Annotated in this window: 14 protein-coding genes, 1 tRNA gene and 1 other RNA gene; 4 read left to right on the top strand and 12 right to left on the bottom strand. The window is 69.6% G+C overall.

What is annotated here, in order from left to right; translation table 11 throughout:
* Positions 1–20: 20 nt before the first annotated feature.
* Entirely contained in the window at positions 21–1,304 is a 1,284-nt protein-coding gene (locus ACFQRE_RS10460; RefSeq protein ID WP_380121952.1) for an MFS transporter, read from the top strand.
* Here the strand turns inward: ACFQRE_RS10460 and ACFQRE_RS10455 are convergent.
* Genes ACFQRE_RS10455 through ACFQRE_RS10445 form a run of 3 tightly spaced genes read right to left on the bottom strand, consistent with a single transcriptional unit; the run spans position 1,301 to position 3,706 of the window.
* Positions 1,301–1,744 carry a DoxX family protein gene (locus tag ACFQRE_RS10455; RefSeq protein WP_380121950.1) on the bottom strand — a complete coding sequence of 148 codons (444 nt, stop codon included), beginning with the start codon at positions 1,742–1,744 and terminating at the stop codon, positions 1,301–1,303. The two genes, ACFQRE_RS10460 and ACFQRE_RS10455, sit on opposite strands and share 4 nt — an antisense overlap.
* Positions 1,745–1,763: 19 nt before the next feature.
* Positions 1,764–2,423: a response regulator gene (locus ACFQRE_RS10450; protein WP_380121947.1), complete on the bottom strand. Its 660-nt coding sequence runs from the start codon at positions 2,421–2,423 to the stop codon at positions 1,764–1,766.
* 5 nt (positions 2,424–2,428) lie between these two features.
* A complete protein-coding gene (locus tag ACFQRE_RS10445) occupies positions 2,429–3,706 on the bottom strand; it encodes a sensor histidine kinase (protein ID WP_380121945.1) in 1,278 nt (425 codons plus the stop codon).
* Positions 3,707–3,870: 164 nt separating this feature from the next.
* Here ACFQRE_RS10445 and ACFQRE_RS10440 point away from each other — a divergent pair, with 164 nt between their 5' ends.
* A complete protein-coding gene (locus ACFQRE_RS10440; protein WP_380121943.1) occupies positions 3,871–5,805 on the top strand; it encodes an alpha/beta-hydrolase family protein in 1,935 nt (644 codons plus the stop codon).
* A 56-nt stretch (positions 5,806–5,861) separates the two neighbouring features.
* Positions 5,862–6,563, top strand: a complete 702-nt coding sequence (locus ACFQRE_RS10435) for a DsbA family oxidoreductase (RefSeq protein WP_380121941.1) — start codon at positions 5,862–5,864, stop codon at positions 6,561–6,563.
* An 87-nt stretch (positions 6,564–6,650) separates the two neighbouring features.
* On the opposite strand, the gene ffs is transcribed toward ACFQRE_RS10435, so the two are convergent.
* From ffs to ACFQRE_RS10390, 9 genes are all read right to left on the bottom strand, one after another.
* An RNA gene (gene ffs / locus ACFQRE_RS10430) (signal recognition particle sRNA small type) lies at positions 6,651–6,747 on the bottom strand.
* A gap of 49 nt (positions 6,748–6,796) precedes the next feature.
* Complete coding sequence (locus ACFQRE_RS10425; protein ID WP_380121939.1) at positions 6,797–7,750, bottom strand: BadF/BadG/BcrA/BcrD ATPase family protein; 954 nt, start codon at positions 7,748–7,750, stop codon at positions 6,797–6,799.
* Positions 7,750–8,655, bottom strand: coding sequence for an N-acetylmuramic acid 6-phosphate etherase (locus ACFQRE_RS10420; RefSeq protein WP_380121937.1), 906 nt, complete (start codon positions 8,653–8,655; stop codon positions 7,750–7,752). The genes ACFQRE_RS10425 and ACFQRE_RS10420 overlap by 1 nt, the downstream gene beginning before the upstream one ends.
* A 48-nt stretch (positions 8,656–8,703) precedes the next feature.
* Positions 8,704–9,588: a MurR/RpiR family transcriptional regulator gene (locus tag ACFQRE_RS10415; protein WP_380121934.1), complete on the bottom strand. Its 885-nt coding sequence runs from the start codon at positions 9,586–9,588 to the stop codon at positions 8,704–8,706.
* A 9-nt stretch (positions 9,589–9,597) separates the two neighbouring features.
* Positions 9,598–11,334 carry a serine hydrolase gene (locus ACFQRE_RS10410; protein ID WP_380121932.1) on the bottom strand — a complete coding sequence of 579 codons (1,737 nt, stop codon included), beginning with the start codon at positions 11,332–11,334 and terminating at the stop codon, positions 9,598–9,600.
* Entirely contained in the window at positions 11,331–12,659 is a 1,329-nt protein-coding gene (locus tag ACFQRE_RS10405) for an exo-beta-N-acetylmuramidase NamZ family protein (RefSeq protein ID WP_380121930.1), read from the bottom strand. The genes ACFQRE_RS10410 and ACFQRE_RS10405 overlap by 4 nt, the downstream gene beginning before the upstream one ends.
* Before the next feature lie 78 nt (positions 12,660–12,737).
* Positions 12,738–14,543 (bottom strand): glycoside hydrolase family 3 protein, encoded by a 1,806-nt coding sequence (locus ACFQRE_RS10400; protein ID WP_380121928.1) that lies wholly within the window; start codon positions 14,541–14,543, stop codon positions 12,738–12,740.
* A 351-nt stretch (positions 14,544–14,894) separates the two neighbouring features.
* Positions 14,895–14,979, bottom strand: a tRNA-Ser gene (locus tag ACFQRE_RS10395).
* Between the two features lie 43 nt (positions 14,980–15,022).
* The gene (locus ACFQRE_RS10390; protein WP_380121926.1) at positions 15,023–15,862 is read right to left on the bottom strand and encodes a DUF6597 domain-containing transcriptional factor; all 840 of its coding nucleotides are present in this window, start codon (positions 15,860–15,862) and stop codon (positions 15,023–15,025) included.
* Between the two features lie 72 nt (positions 15,863–15,934).
* On the opposite strand from ACFQRE_RS10390, the gene ACFQRE_RS10385 reads away from it, so the two are divergent.
* A complete protein-coding gene (locus ACFQRE_RS10385) occupies positions 15,935–16,303 on the top strand; it encodes a VOC family protein (RefSeq protein WP_380121924.1) in 369 nt (122 codons plus the stop codon).
* Positions 16,304–16,374 lie beyond the last annotated feature (71 nt).

The raw sequence follows: 16,374 nt of genomic DNA, 5'->3' as shown, positions 1-16,374 counted from the left end.
GCCCGCGCAGGATCGAGGACGTGAGAAGAGCTCTGCTGGTGCTGACCGCGATCACGTTCGTGACCTGGATCGGGACCCGGATGACCGCGGTTGCCCTGCCCCTGGTCGCACTGGTTGAGACCGGCGAGGTCTGGGCCACCGGGCTGGTCGGCGGGATGGCCGGGCTCCCCCTGCTGACGGTGGGGTGGTGGGGCCGGGGACTGCGTGACCGGCTGGTCTCCGGACGGGCACTGGCAGCGGTGATGGCGGTGAGCGCTGTCGGTCTGGCCGTCGTGCCGATGGCAGCACTGGCCGGAAGGGTGGACGTGTTCGCGTTGTGCGCCTCCGGGTTGTTGACCGGCGCGGCGGGCGCGCTGCTGGGGCCGGCACAGCGGGCCTTGGTCGCCGACCTTGCCGATGTGCATGTGGCCGAGGGCGGCAAGGCGGGTTCGGCTCGGTGGTTGGCCTGGCAGGACCTGGCCCACCGGCTCTCGATGATTCTCGCCCCGCCCGCCGGAGCCTGGCTCGTCGTCGCGTGGGGTACCCAGCCTCTGCTCTGGTGCGAGGCCCTCGTCGTGGCACTGGCCGCGGTGGTGATGTTCGCCGTACCCGCAGCCCGACCGCACGAGCAGACCCCGGAGGACGAGACGACCGAGAGTGTTTCTGCGCTGAACGTGATGCGCTCCCACCCTCAGGTCGCCGCGGGCATCCTCATGGCCGGGGTCGGCGGGATCTGCTGGTTCGGGTACAGCTTGGGCTTGGCCGTTCTCGGCGTCGAGCACGGCCAACCCGGCGCGCTGATCGCTGCCGGGATGAGCGGGTACGGCACCGCCTCCGTGATCACCTCACTCCTTGTCCCACTGGTCATCGACCGGCTCCCACGGGTACCGCTGATGGCGGTCTCCTGGGTCGTGCTGGGCACCACGTTCGTCCTACTGCCCACAGCGGCGCCGAGCCTGGCCGGGATCGCCGCCCTTGCAGCGGTGGGTGGGGCGGCCATGCCCTGGGGGATCGCGGCCCTGAACGCTCTCATCAGTGAGCAGACCACCGGGGCCGAGCGCAGGGCGGCGTTCACCGTGCAGACCGTCCTGCACTCGGGTGGGTCCTCCCTGGGTCTGCTCGTCGGCGGCGGACTCATCGGCTGGGCCGGGACCGGCCCCGTCCTGGTCGCTACCGGCGTCGCACAGATGCTGGCCGCAGCAGGCGCGGCACTGTGGGCCGGCAAGGCCCGTGGCACTGCCAACACCGGGGCAGGGGTGATACCTCACCGAGCACCAGCGGCACCGGCTCGGCTCCCACCCCTTCCTCCAGCAAGGAGGCCCTAGGGGGACCCGCCCGGGACGGCGGGGCGACGTCGCTCGGGCAACCCAGCGGCATACAGGGCAGCGCCGATGAGCACGGGCTGGAAGAAGAGACGCGCGAGCCGCTTGGTGTCGGTGTCGAGGCCGAACGCGTTGACGCCGTCGACGTACTGCGCGATGTTGCCCGGGAAGATCGCGACGTAGAACGCGGCGAGCGCGACTCCCGTGAGGCGTCGGTGCGTGGGCAGTGTGAGCAGCGCCAGGCCGAGGCCCATCTCGGCCACACCGGACCCGAGCACGACGAGGTCGGCGTCGATGGGAACCCAACTGGGCACCTGCGCGCGAAACTCGTCGCGAGCCACGGTGAGGTGCGTCAGCCCGGCGCCGGTCATGAAGGCGCCGAGCGCGAGACGAGTGAGGTTCTGCCAGAGCGTGGCCGGAACCTTGCGCGTGAGGAAGCCCATGCCTTCACCGTAGGCCTGCTCAGCCAGCGCTGACGACTCCGTGTTCATAGGCGAACACCACGGCCTGCGCTCGATCACGCAGGCCCAGCTTGGCGAGCACCCGCGACACGTGCGTCTTGACCGTCTGCTCGGCGACGAACAGTCGCGTGGCGATCTCGATGTTCGACAGTCCGCGGGCGATGAGTTCCAGCACCTCGAGCTCGCGCGGTGTCAGGTCGCGCAGCCGCGGTGAGTCCTTGGGCACGCCGGACCGTCTCTTGGTCACCTCGGCAATGAGCCTTTTCGTCACCGACGGTGCAAGGAGCGAATCCCCGGCTGCCACAACGCGTACGGCTCGCGCGAGCTCCTCCGACGGCGCGTCCTTGAGCATGAACCCGCTCGCCCCGATCCGCAGCGCCTCATAGACGTAGTCGTCCACGTCGAACGTCGTCAGCATCAACACGTGCGGTCGGTCGGGACTCGGCGACGCAAGGATCGTGGCGGCCGCGTCGAGACCGTTGACCTCCGGCATACGCACATCCATCAGCACGACGTCGGGCCTGAGCCGCGCGACCTCGCGCACCGCTTCTGCTCCGTCGGCGGCCTCACCGACGACCTGGAGGTCGGGTTGGGCATTGAGCAGCGCGCCGAGCCCCTGCCGCACCATCGCCTGGTCGTCGACGATGACCACTGTGATCATGCGGTTCAACCTAGCCCGGCGACCTGCGGGCGGCCCGTCAGCGGCACGGTCGCGATGACGACGAACCCCGCACCCACCGGCTCCGCCTCGAACGTTCCGCCGACGGCGCGCACGCGCTCGAACATTCCGCGTATGCCGTTCCCGCCCGTTTCGTCGTCTCCGTCTTGTCCGCGCGGTTGGTCGGACTCCCCGCCATTGGCGCGGACGTTGTCGGCAGCGGGAGGGGCCGAGTTGCGAACCATGAGCCGGGCCCAGCCGGAGTCCTCCTCGAGCGTGAGCTCCACCGCTGCACCGGGAGAGTGACGTGCGGCGTTCGCCAGTGACTCCTGCGCCACCCGATAGAGCACCAGCGCCGTGCCCGGGGGCACCTGGGCCGGGTCGAGACGCAAACGGGAGGTGAGCGGCATACCCGCCGCCTTGGACGCCTTGACCAGCGACGGAAGCTGCGCGAGATCGGGTTGGGGCGCGGTCTCGACCGGTCCGTTCTCGTCGCGCAGCACCCCCAGCACCGAACGCACCTCGTTGAGAGCCTGCCGCGCCGAACCCTCGATCGCGGCAAACTCCCCGACGACGTCGGCGTCCGAGAGTCCGTGCCGAATCGGCGCGCTCTGGGCCTGCACGACGATCATCGACATGTGGTGCGCGACGACATCGTGCAGCTCGCGAGCGATGCGGCTGCGCTCCTCGACCACGGCTCGGCGGGCCCGCTCGGTCTCGACCTCCTCCTTCTGCACCGCGATCTGGCGACGGGAGAGCACGAGCCAGCGCACGAGCAGGGCCACGCCCATGACGAGGGCCTGCCCCAGGGCCCAAGGCTTGAGGTCGTCGGGCAGAGCGGCCACACAGAGCACACCGGTAGCGGCAATGGCGACTGGGATCTCGCGCCAGCGACCCCAGAGGCCAACGGCCACGATCGTCGCGAGCAACACGAGGAACTGCACGACCGGCCACGGCATCGGCGAGCTGAAGTATGCCGGCACGAGGGCCCACCACACCACGGACACGGCCACGGCAACGGCCCAGCCGACGAAGGGTGCCCGCCGCAGGAACAGCAGCGGCACTGCCTCGGCCAACGCGAGCACGGGCATGAGGGAGGCCGGCACGTCATGGCTGATCTGGATCGTGGACCAGCCGATGACGAACATCACCAGGGCGCCAAGGCCGAGGACGACGTCGTTGTGACCGGCGACCCAGCGCTGCCCGCGCCACAGGGGCCACCACAACGGACGCGCCAGCCGACTCACGGCCCGCCCGCTCGCTGCAACCACTCTGCCTCCGACCATGCCCCCAACACTAGGCAGCGAGCGCCGCCGGGTCGTCATACGACGGGGTGAATCCGGTGTCACTCCTGGGTATCACCCGACCTCGCCCATCGCCCTCGGGTGCCGCCACTGAACGGCTCCGGAGGGCGACGACCGCGAGTGCTCCCCGCTCCGAGTCTTGCCGCATGTTCACGAGACACCACGCACTTCGAGTCGTCGTCGTCACCGGCCTCGCCACGGCAGCCGGCCTCCTGCTCGCCCCGACCGCGTCGTCCCTGCCGGCGCCGGACCGCTCGGCCGAGCATGCCCTCACCGCGCTGACCTCGCACTCTGCCTCCACCGCGAATGCTGCTCTGCCGCAGGACTTCCGGGCCCGCTTCGGCTACCAGCCGACCGTCACCCACGGACTCCTCGGGGATCCGTCAGGCGAATGCTCGTCGCCCGTCCCGTTGCCAGCCGAGTTCACCGCCGCGTGCCGGCAGCACGACCTGGGATACGACCTTTTGAGGTATGCCGGCCGGTCCGGTCGCGACCTTCCTCCCGACGCTCGCCGGGCCGTTGACACCCAGCTCGGCATCGAGTTCGAGGAGTCGTGCTCCACGCGTGAGGAGCCGCTGAGCCGGGCCAGCTGCCTCGCGTGGGCCGACATCGCCGAAGGGTTCGTGCGGGTCAACAGCGCGCGCCAGGGCTACGCCGTGCCCGAGTCGGAGACGGCCATGTCGATCGCCCCCGGCATCAGCCTGGGCGTTGCTGGCGTGGCCGCTCTCGGCCTGGCCGTGGGCACCCGCCGCTCACACCGACTTCGTGCCCGAAACGGACGAGCGAGCGCAGCGAGTTGGTCCATTTCGGGCACGAAGTCGATCCGCGGGAGCGCAGCGAGTGAGGACGGATTGCGCAACACGTCGCGGGCGGGGCGCACGCTGACGCTCCGCCTGCCCCGCGCGTCGACCGCGCTCGCCATCCCTGTTGCCCTGGGAGTCGCGACCTTCCCGTCGTTCCTCCCCCAGCAGTCGATCGCCCTCGGCGTCCTGAGCGCCCTGTCGTTCCTCGTCGTGCTCGCCGTGACCCGCCGAGTGGCGGGCGGGCGTCAACACCTCACCGGACCGACCCACCGACTGGTGGTCGGGCTGGGAGGCGCACTCACGGCATACGTCGCCTCTCTCGCCGTCGCGACGCAGAACGGGATGCGGACCCGGATCGGCATGGATGCGTTGTCGCTCACCGATGTTGGCGTCGCAGCGGCGACCGCGCTGGCCGTCGTCGGCTTCGTCCGCGGGGTGCGGTGGGCCTGGCGTCGTCGGGCCTGGGTGTCGCGTCGCGCCGTCGCGGTGGTGGCCGGGTTGTCCTTGCTGAGCGTGGCGCCGAGCGCCCAGGCTGACGCCGGCGCCGGGACTCCCGTGTCCGACCAGGTCCTCCTCACGCCGTCGCCGGTTGGTGCGGTTCGGGCGTATGCCGGAGTGGCCGATTCCCCCGACAACGCGACCCGTGCGCGCGTCGCCGTGGACCGGCTCGTCGCTACCGGCGGCCTGACTCGAGAGCACCTGCTCGTGGCCATCCCCACTGGGTCCGGGTGGGTCAACCCCGAGTTCGTCGGGGGGATGGAGCGCCGGTTCGGCGCAGACGTGGCGACGGTGTCCATGCAGTACGACACCCGCCCGAGCTGGGTGGCCTTCCTCGTCAACCGTGACGGCGCCGTCGACGGGGCCAGCGCCCTGCTCAGGGCTGTCGCCGCGGAGGTGTCGGCACTGCCGGAGTCGAAGCGGCCCCAGGTCCACGTCGTCGGCGAGAGCCTCGGCGCGACGGCGGGGCTGGCGGCCCTGCGGGACCCGGCTGCGGGCGAGGTGCGCGACGTCGTCTGCTCGACGTTCTGGCTCGGGATCCCGGGAGGCGACGGTCGGACCGGACTGCCCCGCGAGACCATCGCTGCGAACGCTGATGATCCGGTCGTCCACGCCAGCCCGTCGATGCTGTTCACGCCGGCGGGCGAGGGTCGCCCGTGGCTGCCGGTCGTGTCGTTCGTGCACGCCGGGGCTGACTTCGTCGAGTCGCTGGCCGTGCCGGCCGGTTCCGGGCACCGGTATGGCGCCGACCAGCCGGACCGCCTCCAGACCTGCGATTGACCTGCGATTGACCTGCTGATTGAAGGCTGCGGACTGGGTCGACCTATCGTTGATGCATGCGCATCGATGTCTGGTCCGACCTGGTCTGCCCCTTCTGCCACATCGGCCGCCGTCGGCTGGAGCTGGCGCTGGAACAGTTCGAGCACGCCGACGAGGTCGAGGTGACCTGGCACAGCTACCAGCTCGACCGCTCGGCACCGGCCGTCCTCGAGGGCTCGAACGTTGACCGCATCGCCGCGAAGTACGGCAAGTCCCGCGAGGAGATGGTGGCCCAGCACGAGGCCATGGCAGCCCAGGCGGCCGAGGTCGGGCTCGACTTCCAGTGGGAGAAGGTCGTCAGCGGCAACAGCTTCGACGCCCACCGGGTCATCCACCTCGCCCGCGCCCGTGGCCTCGAGACGCCGGTGACGGAGCGGATCATGCGCGGCTGGTACTCCGAGGGCGCCGCGATCGGCGACACCGACACCTTGGTCGGCCTCGCGGTCGAGGGTGGTCTCGGCGAGAAGGATGTGCGAGAGATGCTCGGGTCCGACGCCCATGGCTATGACGTGCGCGCCGACGAGGCGACCGCCAACCAGATCGGCGTCACGGCCGTGCCGACGTTCGTCCTCGACCAGAAGTTCGCCGTGACCGGCGCCCAGCCCGTTGACGGGCTGCTGCGCGCCCTCGAGCTGACGTGGGAGGACCGCGCCAACCGCCCCGAGGCCGCCGCGGGCGGTTGCGGTGGGTGCGAGGGCGGCTGCGCCTGCGGCGCCTGATCGCGCCTCACCCTCGACTTCGTGCCCTTGACGGACACGGCGAGGGCAGCGAGACGTGTCCGTCAAGGGCACGAAGTCGCACCGGGACATGAAGACACCCCGCGTACCTGGAAGAGCTCACCTGCCCTTGCTGCATTCCTGCCCTGGGGGAGTTCGGCGAGGTACCACCACGCGGGGTGCCGAGTCCAAGTCTAACCCGGTCGCCAGGACCGACTCCAACTCGGTGAGGCGCGTCAGGACAGATGCACGTATGCCGGGTGCCTGGGGATCGCGCCCGTCTCACCGAGCAGCGTGGCCAGGAGCAGAGCGCCCTCGAGGGCGCCACCCGCGGCCGGGGTCAACGCCCCTCCAGCAGCAACAACCGCAGACTCGAGCGCCGCACGCACCGGCGCCGCGTTGAGCAGCCCACCCGTGGCCACCAACGTGGGCGTCGAGATCCCCACGGCGGCGGCCAACAGCGACTGAGCCAACGACTCCCCCGCCTCCCGGCAGATCTGCACCGCCATCGAGTCACCGGCGATGGCTGCCTCGACGACCTGCGGCGCAAACGACGCCAGCAACTCGGGGGCGTTGCTCCCGGTCATCACGCGACGGGGCCAGCGCGACGTGGCACCGAACGCCGATTCCCCCGCGACGAGCAGCCGGCCAGAACCATCGGGCAACCCGTCGTGGTGTCGCAACCCGGCCCGCAGCCCGTGGAGCCCGACCCACGCGGCCGAGCCGCGGTCGCCGAGCACGTGTCCCCACCCGTCGACGAGGCGCCACACCGAGGTGTCCTTCGACCCGAAGTCCGTCCCGAACGCCACGGCCCCCGTCCCCGCCGCGACCACGGCCCCGGGCCGCACCGACCCCAGCGCGCCCACGAGCGAGGCCACGGCGTCGCTGACGACAGCGGTCCGCCCAGCACCCAGTCCGGACGCCACCGTCGAGACGACCTCCGCCGGATCCGACAGGAAGAGCAGCCCCCGCTGCGACCAGCACACGGCGTCCACGGGCACATCGGTGCCCACCCCCACGCCACCCTCGGACAGCAGTCGGGCCGCGTCGGCAGTCAGCGCCGCCACGTCGACGCCACGCTCCCCGATCCGAGCGCCAGGTGCGGTGTGGACGGAACTCGGCTGGCCGGCATACGCCCATTGCAGTCGCAGTCCGGAACCGCCCACGTCGACTCCGACGACGGCGCCCATCAGGTCGCCAAGGAGGAGAGTGCAACCGCGACCGAGTCGCCATGGGCGCTGAGTGCGGCGGCGGCATCGGCAACTGTCACGCCGGCGAGGAGCGACAGCAGGGCCGGTTTGAGCTGCCCTCCGGAGGCCTCGAGAGCGGCGCGGGCGTCGGTCTCGCTGGCGCCGCTGGCCTCCTGGAGGATCCGGACGACGCGCCCGCGCAGCTTGGCGTTGGTGGCGACGACGTCGACCATGAGGTTGGACCAGGTGCGCCCCAGACGAATCATCACGGCCGTCGAGAACGCGTTGAGGACGAGCTTCTGAGCCGTTCCTGCCTTGAGCCGGGTCGAACCGGTGAGGATCTCCGCACCGGTCTCGGGAGCCAAAAGATGATCGGCGTATGCCGCCAGCTCTGCTCCCGGGTTCGCCGTCACGAGCGCTGTGCGCGCGCCCCGCTCGCGGGCACCGATGAGCGCACCCTGGACGAACGGAGTGCGGCCGGAGGCCGTGAAGCCGATGGCGATGTCGTGGGACGTGAGCGTCGAGGCCTCGGCGAGACCGAGTTCGACGTCGTCCTCGACGTTCTCGACCGCGCTCACGAGAGCCGCAGGCCCGCCGGCGTGGTGCGCGACGAACAGCCCGGGCGGGACGTTGAAGGTCGGCAGCAGCTCGGCGGCGTCGAGGACGGCGAGGCGCCCGGACGTCCCGGCGCCGAAGTAGTGGACGTGACCCCCAGCTCGGATCGCCTCGACGGCGTGGTCGACGAGCAGCGCCAGTTCGGGCAGGACCTCTGCGACCGCGTCGGGCACGGTGCGGTCGGCGTCGTTCATCAACGTGAGGATCTCGAGGGTCGACGCCGTGTCGATGCCGGTCGTGCCCGGATGCCGCTCTTCGGTGGGTGCGCTCACCCGGACGTCGCTGGCCATTTTCGTAGGTTAGTTTCTCACGCCGTCAGCGTCAATCATGTGAATTCATTACGCGAGGTGATGGCCGGACACTGCCTTGCGGCTCTCGACCACGGCCTTGCGGGCTCGGGGCAGGTCGCGCTGGGCCACGGCGATGAAAAGGCAGTCGACAACCGTGAGGGCGGCGATGCGGCTGGCCGTGGCACCCGACCGCAGCGACGTCTCGCGGGCAGCGGTCGTGAGCACGATGTCCGCCCCCTTCGCCAGCGGTGAGAGGGGGAAGTTCGTGATCGCGACCGTCGTGGCACCGCGCTTACGCGCAGCCGCGAGCGACTCGATCGTCTCGCTCGTCGCCCCCGAGTGGGAGATGCCGATGGCGACGTCCTTCTTGGTGAGCAACGTGGCGCTCGTGAGGGCGATGTGCGGGTCGTTCCAGGCGAAGGAGATCACCCCGATGCGGTGCAACTTCTGCTGCAGGTCACTGCCCACGATCGCGCTCGCCCCGATGCCGTAGATGTCGACCCTGGTCGCACCGGCCAGCGCATCGGCCGCCTTCTTGAGTGCCTGGCGGTCGAGCTGCTGGGCGGTCTCCTCGACCGCGCTCGAGTCCAGGGAGGCGACCTTGGCGATGATGTCGTCGATCGTGTCGGTCGCGCTGATGTCGCTGCCCGACATGCGTTGCTCGCGCGGAAGCGCTGACTCGGCCGCGAGGCCCAGCCGCAGCTGCGGATAGCCCTTGAGCCCGAGTCGCTTGCAGAACCGCAGCACCGTCGTCTCCGACGTCTGCGCCGCGTGCGCGAGCTCCGTGATCGTCAGGTCGGAGGCGCGTCGAGCATCCGCGAGAACCTCCGCGGCAACCCGATCCTCGGCAGGCGTGAGCGTGGGACGGATGCCACGCAGGCGAACGAGGAGTGGCGCGTCAGCCACGTCGGCCAGCGGAATCGGTGATGACATGCCCCAAAACTACGACCTCGACCGCTTCGTCCAGCCCGAAGCCGAGAATGTGTCGGACGAAGCATCGCTGTCGACGACGACTCCGCCCTGCCCGACGACGCGAATCCTGCTGACCGCGACGCCTCGCCCGAGGGTGTTGCCGTCCGTCGTGTAGCGCCATCTCAGGGTCTGCTGGCCGCCAGCGAGCTCGGCACGAACCTGGGTCCAGCGCCGTTCGCCGGGAGTCCCGCTCACGGATCCATCCTCTTCGCCGGTGCGCGTGTCGCCCGGGTGGCGGATCTCCATCGGGACGAGCGTCCACGTCGTGCCGTCGGTAGAGCTCTCGAGGCGCAGGATGTCGGTCTCGTCGGTCTCGGCGATGAGGTCGAAGCCGAGGCGTGCGCCAGCCGTCGGAACCGCCAGCGGGACCGACAGAACAGCGTTGGTCGCATGCAGCGCCTGTGTCTCCCACCCGACGTGGCTGCCACGCGGCGTGATCGGCAGGGCCCTGCCCAGTCCGCCGGCCCATTCCCGGCGGGCGACGTTGATGCTCCCCCACGCCCGCGAGGGGTGGACGCGGTTGGTGAGCAGGATGGCGAAGGACCTTGACGTGAAGTCGATGACGATCGACGTGCCCGTGTAGCCCGTGTGGCCGGCAGTGCGCGGTCCGCTCAGGGCATCCATGTACCAGGTCTGGTTGAGCTCGAACCCCAGTCCGTGGTCGTCACCGGGGAAGGCCTGGTTGAAGTTGGTGATGAGGAGCGAGACGCTCTTGCGGTCGAGGATGCGTGCACCGCGATAGGTGCCCCCGTTGAGCAGCGCCTGGGCGAGAACGGCCATGTCGTCCGCAGTCGAGAACACTCCGGCATGACCGGCGACCCCGTCCAGGGACCAGGCGTTCTCGTCATGCACCTCCCCCCAGACCATGCCGCGAGCGGGAAACGCTTGGTACTCGGTCGCTGCCGTGCGCTCCTTGACCGCGGGGTTGTAGCCCGTGTCCTTCATGCCCAGCGGTCCCGTGAGGCGCGCACCGACGACCTCGTCGAGCGACTGACCCCGCAGCCGCTCGACGAGAACGCCGAGGGTGATGAGGTTGAGGTCGCTGTAGAGATAGACCGTGCCCACGGGGTTGGTGAGCGGCTGGTTCATCACGGCAGCGATGCGCGAGGCCTTGTCGGGGTACTTGCTGTAGAGCGGGAGCCACGACGTGAAGCCACTCGTGTGGGTGAGCAGGTTGCGGATGGTCACCGACCCCTTGCCGGCCGCGCCGAACTCCGGGAGGTACTCCGCGACCGCCGTCTCCAGCCCAACCCGCCCCTCCTCGATGAGCTGGACGACGGCGATCGAGGTGAACAGCTTGGACACCGAAGCCATGTCAAAGATCGTGTCGCGCCGCATCGGGAGCCACTCGGCCTGCGGCAGCTCCTGGGTCGCATTGCGGTAGCGGAGCGCAAATCCGTCGACCTGGGTGGCGACGACGACCCCGGCGTGCGCCATGAGGCCCACGTGGCCGGGATAGAGCGGGTGCCCACCGGGGGGCGCCACCTGGTGGCTGCGCACCTGCTCCTTGGCCAGTTGGATGGGGGCGGGGTCGAGGCCGACGGACTCGGGCGTGCCCTCACGCAGCACCGTCGAGGGCGGCGCAAAGCCGGTGAAGGGCTTGTCGAAGTCATCGGCCCGAGCCACACCCATCCCGACTCCCGGGGCGAAGAACGCTGTGCCAGCGGCCAATCCGCCGCCGAGGACGACGCGTCGCGACAGGTTCATCGGGTCGGACCTCCATAGATGAGGAAGGGCTGTCGAGCTGCATCAAAGGCCGCCAGCTCGTCCTTCCACGCGCCGATGACGGTGGCAACGTCGGCGCCGGCCGTGATCTGGTCGCGCAGTCGCGTCGAGCCGGTGAGCTTGTCGATCCAGTACGGCCGCGCCGGGTCGTAGGTGTCGTAGCGCCACTGGAAATCGGCATAGATGGACTTGGCGGCCACGAGCATCTCGACGCCCACCCGCAACGGGTCGATGGCGGAGGGATCGACGATGTGGACCTGCACACCACCGCAGACCTTGCCGACGTGCTTGTTGAACGTCGGCGTGAAGTAGGCCTCACGGAAGGCCACTCCGGGGACGTTGCGGCCGGCGAGCCGATCGGCCCACTTGTGGTCGACGTAGGGCGCGCCGATGAGCTCGAACGGCCGCGTGGTGCCACGCCCCTCCGACAGGTTCGTGCCCTCGAACATGCCCGTGCCCGGATAGACGAGTGCGGTGTCCGGAGTCGGCATGTTGGGACTGGGCATGACCCACGGAAGGCCCGTTCCGGCATACGTGACATCGCGTCGCCAGCCCTTGACCTCGACGACGGTGATCTCGGAGACGTGACCACCGTTCGTGTCGGTCGGCAGGATCACGGCATCGAGGAACTTGGCGAGCTCGCCGACGGTCATGCCGTGCGCCTGGACGATGTTCTCGGCGCCCACACCAGAGGTCCACGGGTCGGTCATCATCGGGCCGAAGGCCTTGCCGCCGATGGGGTTCGGGCGGTCGAGGACGACGAGCGAGGCACCGGTCTCGACGCACGCCTTCATCGCCGTGTACATCGTCCAGATGTAGGTGTAGAACCGGCAGCCCACGTCCTGGATGTCGAAGACCACGGTGTCGACGCCAGCAGCGCGGATCATCGACGCGAACTTCGCGGTGTTGGCGCCATAGGCGTCATAGACGGTGATGCCGGTGCGCTCGTCGACGTAGGTGTCCTCCGCCTGGCCCGCCTGGGCCGTGCCGCGGAAACCGTGCTCGGGCCCGAAGACGCCGCGGATGTCGACCGTGCCCGCGTCGTGCATCTCGTCGACGATGGTGCGCAGGTTGAGCAGGATGCCGGTCGGGTTGGTGATGATGCCGACCTTTCGGCCCGCGAGGACGGACCAGTTGGCGGCAGCCGCGACGTCCGCACCCGGCGTCACCTTGCGTCGCGGATCGTTGACGACTGAGGGGTATGCCGCTGGGCTGGCGAACGCTGGCGACGCACCGAGGGTGAGGGCGGCGGCGCCGGCGAGCCCGGCTCCGCCCGTGAGCAGCTGGCGGCGGTTGGGACTGGTCATGATTCTCTCCAATCATCGCGCCTCGTGTGTCCGAGCGGTCCCAGATCAGGTCCGCTCAGGCACACAAGGCCAGGGGTTTCAGTAGGCGAGGCTGTGGCCGAACGGGTAGAGCACGGTGTTGGGGTCGTCCTTGGTGGGGATGTCGACGGGGAGCTTGCCGGTCGGGGCGACCGCGCCGGTGATGACCTTGGCGGCCGACTCCATGGAGACGGCGTTGTAGGAGTACGTCGCGAGGTAGGTGCGCGTCCCCGGCAGGTAGGCGATGTCATAGGGGTCGCGCGTGGCGACGACGATGACGGGAACTCCGGTGTCCTGCAACGCCTTCACGAGTCGTTGCTGGCCGGCCTTCTTGTCGGTGACTGTGGTGTCCCAGGCCTTCATCGTGGTGATGACGACGTAGTCCTTGCCGGCCGCAGCCGCGACGGAGGCCGCGATCTGGGCGTCGGTCGGAGCGGCGCCGGTGGTCACCCTGGTGCTCGTCGTGCCGGCCTTGTCGAGGGCTGCGGCGAGGGTCGTGGTGGCCACCTCGCCGTAGCCGGTGACGAGGACCTTCTTGCCCGCTGCGGCGATGGGCAGGACGGCGTCGTCGTTGCGGACGAGGGTGCCGGTGCGGTTGGCGATGTCGTCGGCGGTCGCGAGGTGCGCGGGCGTTCCGACGACGGTGCTGATGGTGGCCGGGTCGACCATGTGGTCGTTGACAATCCCGCGGCGCACCTTCTGCTCGAGCACGCGACGCACCTTCGCGTCAAGGTCGGACTGGCTGATCCGACCGGACTTCACTGCCTCGACGACTGCGGGGAACGCCTTGGTCATCACCGGGGTCATGAGGAGCTGGTCGGCGCCGGCCTCGAGAGCACGCACGGCCACCGCGGCGTCGCCGTATCGGTCCCGCACGCCCTGCATCTCGAGGGAGTCGGTGATGATGACGCCCTTGTAGCCGAGCTCGTTGCGGAGCAGGTCGGTGAGGATCGGCTTGCTCAGCGTCGCGGGGTCACCGGAGTCGTCGAGGGCCGGGAAGTTGAGGTGGGCCGTCATGATCATGTCGATGCCCTGATCGATGGCCGCCTTGAACGGCGGGGCGTCGATGCTCTCCCACTGCTCGCGGGTGTGGGTGATGATCGGGAAGGCGACGTGGCTGTCGGTCGCGGTGTCGCCGTGCCCGGGGAAGTGCTTGGCGCTCGAGGAGACGTTGCCATCCTCCTGGTAGCCGGCGACCTGCGCCGCCACCAGCTCAGCAGTGAGCGCGGGGTTGCCCGAGAAGGACCGGGTGCCGATGACCGGGTTGAGCGCGTTGACGTTGACGTCGGCGACCGGCGCGAAGTTCGTGTTGATGCCGAGGGCTCGCAGCTCCTGGCCGGTGATCGCGGCGGCCGTGCGTGCGTCAGTGGCGGAGCGGCCAGCACCGAGCGCCATGTTGCCGGGGAACTGGGTGGCTGGCGGACCGACGCGGGTGACGACACCCATCTCCTGGTCGGTCGAGATGCCGAGGGGGATCTTGACCTTGGAGTCGCGGGAGAGCGAGGCATGCTGGAGCCCGTTGGAGAGTCCGGCGATCTGCTGCGGGTTCTGCACGCTGCCGGTCCAGGCGAAATAGATGACACCACCGAGGTGGTACTTCTGCACGGCCTCGGCAGGAGTGGCCACCCCGAAGATGGGGATGTTGCGGCTGTCGGCGGTGGTGGCGTCCTTGCCATAGGCGTACTGGACGAAGAGCTGACCGACCTTCTCCTCCAGCGTCATGCGCGCGAGAGTTGACTGAACCCAACCGTTGGGACCTGCGGGGACTGCAGCGTCTGCCGACATGGCCGGGAAGGCCCCGGCGGCGAGGGTCGCAGCGACCGCCGAGGCGATTGCAGTGCGGCGGGTGACGGACGGACGGGACATGTCTGGCTCTCCGATGTGTCGGCGTGCTCACAGCAGTGTGAACAATTAACGCACTAGGTCTTCCTAGTGGAACTTAGCCACAGAGAGTGCCCTGCGCAACAGGTACCGAGGGGTCATTTCGGAAGGTGAGCACACGGCATACGCCGTCTCCGGCTCAGGACAGGAGCCCCAGCAGGCCCGGCAGCGGCAGGCCACCATGTTCTCGACAGCGACGAAGCCCGCGACGAGGAGCGCGAGGACGAGATGACCATCTGTTGGCGAGTCGACCACGTAGAGCTGTTCGGCTCGCCAAGAAGTGGTCGCGCCGAGGATGCGAAAGGGCCCCGACACATGGTCGGGGCCCTTCATCTGCGGAGGATAGGGGATTCGAACCCCTGCGGGTGTTACCCCAACGCGCTTTCCAAGCGCGCGCACTAGGCCACTATGCGAATCCTCCAACGGAGGAGATTACCCGAGCGCTGATGCCCCACGAAATCCGCTCATTTCTGGCTCCGATAGCGGCTCGGGGGCACACCCACCAGGGCGGTGAAATCGCGGGTGAAGTGGGCCTGGTCGTACCAGCCGTGACGCAGCGCGAGGTCGGTCAGCGACCCGTCATATCCATCGTCAAGGGCCGCCACGACGTCGTGCATCCGGTAGCGCCCGAGCACCCACTTCGGCCCGGCGCCGACGTAGTGCAGGAAGTCGCGTTGAAGCGTGCGACCAGACACGCCGTGTCGCTGTTCGATCTCGCTCACCGCGACGATCGACCGGTCCCCGAGCATGTCCGTGACGATGCGCAGCACCCGGTCATAGCGCCCGTCCGGCCCGTCCGGATCCGGGAAGCCTGCCTCGACAATCCCCATCGCGCCCTCGACATCCCCGTCCAGATCAAGGGCCGCGAGCCCCTCGACGATCCCGCGGGGCACGACCTCTGTGGCGGCGACGGTTCGATCGGTCCACGTCCTCGCGGACTGGCCGGACAGCGCTGCCAGCCCTCCGGGGCGGAATCGCATTCCCGCAACGCGCCCCCTCCCCCGAACCTCCACATCGAACCGGCGCGTCACCACCCCGGTGACGACGACCTCTTCACCCCCGAGCGCAGGACGTGGGTGGTCGCCGCGCTCGACCGTGAGGGAGCACGTGGGGTGTGGCAGCACCTCGCTCGCGAAGGACGCCCCGTCCGGCAGGTCCCACGCCAGGGACCAGTGGTTCTCGACCCAGCGCGACACGCGCTCGCCGGCGGGCCAACGCCGCACCTGCACGAACTCCGCGAGCTGGTCGGGTCGCAGGATCCCGGCGAAGGTCGCCGTCGGTGGCGGGTTTGTCCTATCCAGCACCAGCCCAGCCTAGGGAGACTGACCGACACCGAATCTCTTACTGACATCCCCCGACGAAGGAGTCACACCCTCATGGCCATCGCCACCCTCAAGATGCTCAGCCTCGACAGCTCCGACGCGAGCCGCGACGCGAAGTTCTGGTCTGCCGTCCTCGGCTGGGACGTGTCCGCCGAAGGAGAGGGCTACGCCATGCTCACCGGCCCCGACCACGCCCTCGGTTTCGGAACCCTGCCCGACCACGAGGAACCCGGCTGGCCCAACGAGCACGGCACCAAGCAGTTCCACCTCGACCTCGCCGTCGACGACCTGGATGCCGCCGCCGCCCAGTGCGTCGAACTCGGCGCGACCCTGCCCGACGAGCAGCCCGGCGAGACCTGGCGCGTCCTGCTCGACCCGAGCGGGCACCCGTTCTGCCTCACCAAGGCCGAGAACTGGGGCTGAGCCCCGCCGACCCATTCGCCGCACCTCCGCCGCCGCTCGGCCAGCCCGTTCACCGAACCGCTGGCCGAGCG

This window comes from Knoellia pratensis (assembly GCF_042666395.1).
In the GTDB taxonomy this organism is placed as follows: Bacteria; Actinomycetota; Actinomycetes; order Actinomycetales; family Dermatophilaceae; genus Knoellia; species Knoellia pratensis.
Note: the sequence above shows the minus strand (reverse complement) of the source record. Positions and strands in the feature narration are given on the sequence as shown.

Bases quoted from the DNA above. Each gene is read 5' to 3' on its own strand.
- ACFQRE_RS10445 (WP_380121945.1), bottom strand. From the start codon at position 3,706: ATGGTCGGAGGCAGAGTGGTTGCAGCGAGCGGGCGGGCCGTGAGTCGG.
- ACFQRE_RS10450 (WP_380121947.1), bottom strand. From the start codon at position 2,423: ATGATCACAGTGGTCATCGTCGACGACCAGGCGATGGTGCGGCAGGGG.
- ACFQRE_RS10410 (WP_380121932.1), bottom strand. From the start codon at position 11,334: ATGAACCTGTCGCGACGCGTCGTCCTCGGCGGCGGATTGGCCGCTGGC.
- ACFQRE_RS10425 (WP_380121939.1), bottom strand. From the start codon at position 7,750: ATGGGCGCCGTCGTCGGAGTCGACGTGGGCGGTTCCGGACTGCGACTG.
- ACFQRE_RS10440 (WP_380121943.1), top strand. From the start codon at position 3,871: ATGTTCACGAGACACCACGCACTTCGAGTCGTCGTCGTCACCGGCCTC.
- ACFQRE_RS10415 (WP_380121934.1), bottom strand. From the start codon at position 9,588: ATGTCATCACCGATTCCGCTGGCCGACGTGGCTGACGCGCCACTCCTC.
- ACFQRE_RS10405 (WP_380121930.1), bottom strand. From the start codon at position 12,659: ATGACCAGTCCCAACCGCCGCCAGCTGCTCACGGGCGGAGCCGGGCTC.
- ACFQRE_RS10420 (WP_380121937.1), bottom strand. From the start codon at position 8,655: ATGGCCAGCGACGTCCGGGTGAGCGCACCCACCGAAGAGCGGCATCCG.
- ACFQRE_RS10435 (WP_380121941.1), top strand. From the start codon at position 5,862: ATGCGCATCGATGTCTGGTCCGACCTGGTCTGCCCCTTCTGCCACATC.
- ACFQRE_RS10455 (WP_380121950.1), bottom strand. From the start codon at position 1,744: ATGGGCTTCCTCACGCGCAAGGTTCCGGCCACGCTCTGGCAGAACCTC.
- ACFQRE_RS10400 (WP_380121928.1), bottom strand. From the start codon at position 14,543: ATGTCCCGTCCGTCCGTCACCCGCCGCACTGCAATCGCCTCGGCGGTC.
- ACFQRE_RS10385 (WP_380121924.1), top strand. From the start codon at position 15,935: ATGGCCATCGCCACCCTCAAGATGCTCAGCCTCGACAGCTCCGACGCG.